The following is a 5,386-nucleotide window of genomic DNA, read 5'->3' as shown; positions in this document are numbered from 1 at the left end:
CGCCGCGCGAAGCCTGCTCATCACGATCGCGGCGGGCAGACCGTGCCCGACGACGTCGCCGACGGATACCGCGATCTGGCCCGGTTGCTGCAGCGGCGCCACCAGATACCAGTCGCCGCCGACGCGCATCGCCTCGCCGCCAGGCTGATACACCGCCGCCACCACCGCGGCCGTTGACCCGCGGTCGAGATCGAGCAGATGCTCCTGGAAGTCGACGGCAATCCGATGTTCGCGTTGTGCACTGCGGACCCGGCCCACCGCCGATTGGATGATCTCCGCGGTGCGGGCGTACATCTCGAGCTCGCTCGCGTCGAACTCCTGCGGTATGGGCCACAGCAACCCGAGCGAACCGATCACCTTCCCGTCATGACCACGCAGCGGCTGGCTGACGCACGACCGAACGTTGTGCGCTGTTTCGTGCACCACATGGCCATAACGCGGAGCGAGCGCCAACGTATCGGTGATGACCATCCGCTGGCCGGTCTTGATGACGTCAATCGGCACCAGCGGCGTGTCCAGGGTGGCGACGTGGTAGCGGTCGCGGATTTCGACGGGGACCGGACCGGCGTACTCGAACCGGACGTTGTTCTCCTCGGCGTCGAGCAGACCGATCACCACGATCGTGGCAGCGCCCGAGCCGACCGAAGACGCCAGCAGCGCATCGGCGATTCCGGCGACCGAGTCGGCGGCCTGCAACGCGGCATCGAGTTGCGCGGTCGCGGAAGTATGCCGAAGCTCGGCTTCACGCTGTTGCTGACCGGCACGTTCGCGGCCGGCGGCGGACAATCGCGCCGCGACCCTCTCGATCAGCTCCTGCGAGCGGAAAGGTTTAGGCAGATAGTCGTCCGCACCGCCGGCATAGCCTTCGCTGACGGCCTCGTTTCCGGCGCGGGCGGACAGCATGACGATCGGCGTGGCGGCCAGTTCGGTATCGCGTCGAATGGCCGCGACGAAGTCGAAGCCGTCCAGCTTGGGCATCATCACGTCGGTCACGATGGCGTCAGGGCGAAGCTCGTAGGCGGTCCGCAGAGCCGCTACGCCATCGGCGACCAGAACTGTTCTCCAGTGCGCCGACAAGACCCGGTCGATGTGGGCCCGCATGTCGGCGTTGTCGTCGGCGATTAAGACCAGTTTGCGGTCATCGCCGGCGGGCGCGGTCTCGATCGGAAGCGGCGCCACCCATTGATCCGCCTCGACGACATACGGGTTGTCCAGCAGGTCGGCCAATGCATGGTCGATCGGTGTGGCCGCAAGCGATTTCGGCAGCGTGATCGCGACGGTGGTACCCCGGTCGAGTTCGCTGGCGATCTGCATGCTGCCTTGCTGGAGTTCCACCAGCCCGCGCACCAGCGACAGCCCGATCCCGGTGCCCTCCACGCTGCGGCCCCGCGCGGTGTCGGCCCGAAAGAAGCGTTCGCCGAGCCGTTTCAAGTCGGCCTCGCTGATACCGACGCCGGTGTCGCGGACGCTGATGACGCATCGGCCGGGTCGGACGCCCCCACCGCGGGCCCCTGCGGCGCCCGCATCGTCGCCAGCCGGGGAGTCACCGCTGTGCACCGTGACGGTGATCGAGCCGCTCAGCGTGTACTTGACCGCATTGGACATCACGTTGAGCATGATGGTTTCCCACATGTCCTGGTCGACGTCGGCCAGCGCCCGACGGCAGTCAAGGACGAGTTCGATCCCGGCCCGCTCGCACAGTTCGGTGAACGACGAAGCGATCTGCGACGTCAGCGCCCCGACATCGGTGCACACCAACTTCGTTGTGGCGCGCCCTGCTTCGATGCGGGAGAACTGCAGTAGCGAGTCGACCAGGCGCAGCAGCCGTCCCGCGTTGCGCCTGGCCATTCGCAGCCGGTCGGCGAGAACCGTGTGCGAACCCACGTCAGAGAGCGCGTCCTCCAGTGGGCCCAGCAGCAAGGTCAGCGGAGTGCGGAATTCGTGGCTGACGTTGGTCAAAAACGTCGTCTTGGCGCGGTCGAGTTCGGCCAGCGCATCCGCGCGCCGGCGCTGCTGTTCGTGGGAGACCACGGAGGCCAGCGCCGACGACAACTGATCGGCGAGCAGCTGACAGAAGCCGAGGTATTGCTCATCCAGCGGACACCGGGGATCGGTCCCCACCACCAGCGCCCCCGTGATCGCGTTCTCGCCCAGCGGCAGCACCAGCGCCTGGTCTGGGCAATCGCCGCCCAACACCTCGTGCAGACCGCGAATCACCGACGAGACGTTCTCGATGATCCGCACTTCCGCCCGCGACCGCGTTGTCGGCACCCAGTCGGTCAGCTTCTCCAGCGTGGGCGGCAGCAGCGGCAGCACCGACGGCGTTGCTCCGCGCAGGGTGGTATCGGCCGCGTCCGCTCCACGGACATACGCCGCGACGAGCGGTACGTCGGCCTGCTCGGCACACACCGACACGGCGGCGCTCACCGCGTCGTCGACGGTGCGGGTCTCCATCGTCGCCGAGGCGACCGCATTGAGCAGATGCAACCGTCGCTCGCTGATCACCCGTTCGGTGGTCTCCGAGGATGGGCAGAAAATCCCGTAGCTTTCGCCGTTCGCGCCGACCAGTGGGCTGTAAGTGAAGGTGAAGTAGCGTTCCTGGCGTCGGCCGGCGGTCACCATCGGCAGCATCAAGTCATACGACCAAGTCGCCTCACCGGTAGCGATGACGCTGGCCAGCATCGGGCTGATCGCCTCCCAGATGTCCCACCACACGAATCGGCCACGCCGGCCCAATGCGGCCGGGTGCCTTTCGCCGAGGATCTGGATATAAGCGTCGTTGTACACCAGGAACAGGTCTTCGACGCCCAACCACAGGACAATGGGAAACCGCGAGGTCAACACCACCGCGACGGCCGACCGCACCTCGGGCGACCACTCATCCGGCGGCCCCAACGGGTGCGCGGCCCAGTCGAATTCGGCGAACAGACAGCCCATCTCGCCGCCGAGTGCCACGGCCTTGGCGAGGTCGGGTGGCAGGACCTGCGGCTCGCTTCTCCAGTGACGGCGGGGAGGCCCGCTCACTGCCCCTGCTCGGTATCACGGCCTTGCAGCGCATCGGGCAGCGTGGGGTAGAGCTCGAGGACGCTGTCCAGGTTCGTCACCTCGATCGGGCGAACCACCAATCCATTGTCGGCAACCAGCCGGACCGATGTGCCGGCTTGCTGCCCGCGCCGGTGACAGTCGAGGACGGCGTTGAGTCCGGCGCTGCCGAAATAGGTCACGCCCTGCAAATCGATGATGAGCAATCGCGAGGCGTGGGTTTCGGTCTGCTGCAGCGCGGCATCCAGCTGTGAATTCAGGTCGCCGGCGGTGCTGGAATCCACCTCGCCCTTGGCCTGCACAACCACAGCTTCCGGTCGTACCTCATAGTCGACGACCAACAAATCCATCGCGTTCACCCGCTTCGATGCACCGCTCAATGCAATGTCGTGGCGGCGTACCGTCCACAGCCTTGTCGAGCCTAGTCGGCGACCAAGCTATGCGTCGGGTTCACCCGGAATATGCTCATGCACCGTCAACAAAAGATGGTCGAAGGCGCTCTGCACGTCCGCCGACGGCGGTGGCAGCGTGGGGATTTCGGCGATCAGCTGCTTGGCCAGCGCCCGCAGTTTGGTGTTGGTCTCCTGCGACCGCCACCGCAATACGCTGAAGGCTTGCTCCGCGCTGACCCGGTAGATGGCCATCAAGACACCCTTGACCTGCTCGATCACCGCGCGAGCCTCGAACAGGTCGGGAAGCGTCTCGTCGAGGGCGACCTGCCGGGTCTCGACGAAGGTGTCAGTCAAGTCGATGTAATAGCCGGCGGTTCCCACCACGGCGCCCGACTCGTCGGCCATCCGGTCGGCCACCACGATCGCGTCGTGCACGTTGCCGCCCACGTCGATGAAGCGGTGACGGCTGGAGAACGAGCTCTTGGAATGCAGCGCCCGGTCGAGTATGTCCTGAACGTGGTCCCGGTCTTCTGGATGCTTATGCGACAGCAGCAGTTCGGTCGTCGGCACCACCGCCCCGGGCTGGTAGCCGTGCATGAGGGCCACCTCGTCGGACCATTCCCAGCGCTGGCCCACAAACCAAAACCGGAAAGTTCCCACGCTGACGTGGTCGACGTCGAGTTTCGCCGACCCCAGGGCAGGTGAGCCCGCGGTGTCGGTGCTCGTTGCCAGAACTTCGGGGCCCTCGTGCACGTTTCGAATCATTCCACCGTTCACACAGCCTGCCCACCGGTTAGACGGGAAACACGAACGTTCCGTCTCGGCCTGAACTAGTACCCCGCTTCTCCTCACGCCGCTTCCGCGGCGTGCATCGTCGCGGGGTGGGCAGCGCCGTCCGGCTGCGCTAGCGTGGTCTGCACGGCGACGATGCGGACCGTGCAGCGGTCCGAGGAGGAGCCGGGCAATCAGGCACAAGCAAGAGAACACGGGAGCGCACGCCGAGTGTGCTGAGAGGACGGCTCGGGGCCGTCGACCGTATGAACCTGACCGGGTAATGCCGACGTAGGGAGATGACAAAAATGACCGTTACCGTCGAACCGTCCGTGACCACCGGCCCCATCGCGGGCAGCAGTAAGGCCTACCGGAGTATCGACTCCGTTCCCGGCGCCAAAGTGCCGTTTCGGCGGGTGAATCTGTCGAACGGACAGCACTTCGACCTCTATGACACCTCCGGCCCCTACACCGACGACGACGCGGTGATCGACGTGACGGCCGGGCTGCTACCGCGCCCTGGCGTGGTGCGCGACCGCGGCACCCAGCTGCAGCGGGCCCGCGCCGGTGAGATCACCGCGGAGATGGCGTTCATCGCCGCCCGCGAAGACATGCCCGCCGAACTGGTGCGCGACGAGGTTGCCCGCGGCCGCGCGGTGATCCCGGCCAACCACAACCATCCCGAGAGCGAACCGATGATCATCGGGAAGGCCTTCGCGGTGAAGGTCAACGCCAACATCGGCAACTCGGCGGTGACGTCGTCGATCGCCGAGGAGGTCGACAAGATGGTGTGGGCCACCCGCTGGGGTGCGGACACCATCATGGATCTGTCCACCGGCAAGGACATTCATGCCACCCGCGAGTGGATTCTGCGCAACTCGCCGGTACCGGTCGGTACGGTGCCGATCTACCAGGCCTTGGAGAAGGTCAAGGGCGATCCGACCGAATTGACCTGGGAGGTCTATCGCGACACCGTGATCGAGCAATGCGAGCAGGGCGTGGACTACATGACCGTGCACGCCGGCGTGCTGCTGCGCTACGTGCCGCTGACCGCCAAGCGGGTCACCGGCATCGTGTCCCGCGGCGGATCGATCATGGCGGCGTGGTGCCTGGCGCATCATCAGGAGTCGTTCCTGTACACCAACTTCGAAGAGCTCTGCGACATCTTCGCCCGCTACGAC

Annotated in this window: 4 protein-coding genes and 1 riboswitch; of the genes, 1 reads left to right on the top strand and 3 read right to left on the bottom strand. The window is 66.1% G+C overall.

The genetic code is table 11. The features are described 5' to 3' along the window. The 3 genes from VKI00_RS29075 to VKI00_RS29065 all read right to left on the bottom strand — a co-directional run. Window positions 1-3,024: response regulator (locus tag VKI00_RS29075; RefSeq protein ID WP_324444397.1), on the bottom strand; the 3,024-nt coding region annotated here is incomplete at its 3' end. After that, window positions 3,021-3,392: an STAS domain-containing protein gene (locus VKI00_RS29070; protein ID WP_324444395.1), complete on the bottom strand. Its 372-nt coding sequence runs from the start codon at window positions 3,390-3,392 to the stop codon at window positions 3,021-3,023. The genes VKI00_RS29075 and VKI00_RS29070, both read right to left, overlap by 4 nt. A gap of 87 nt (window positions 3,393-3,479) precedes the next feature. Further along, window positions 3,480-4,199, bottom strand: a complete 720-nt coding sequence (locus tag VKI00_RS29065; protein ID WP_414687326.1) for a PAS and ANTAR domain-containing protein — start codon at window positions 4,197-4,199, stop codon at window positions 3,480-3,482. 210 nt (window positions 4,200-4,409) lie between these two features. After that, window positions 4,410-4,520: riboswitch (TPP riboswitch) on the top strand. Here VKI00_RS29065 and VKI00_RS29060 point away from each other — a divergent pair. Further along, the coding region (locus VKI00_RS29060) for a phosphomethylpyrimidine synthase ThiC (protein WP_324444393.1) at window positions 4,514-5,386 on the top strand (873 nt) is incomplete at its 3' end. It overlaps the preceding riboswitch by 7 nt.

The organism is Mycobacterium sp. (assembly GCF_035314665.1).
Taxonomy (GTDB): domain Bacteria; phylum Actinomycetota; class Actinomycetes; order Mycobacteriales; family Mycobacteriaceae; genus Mycobacterium.
The sequence above is the reverse complement of the archived record's forward strand: the minus strand, read 5'-3'. Positions and strand labels throughout refer to the sequence as shown.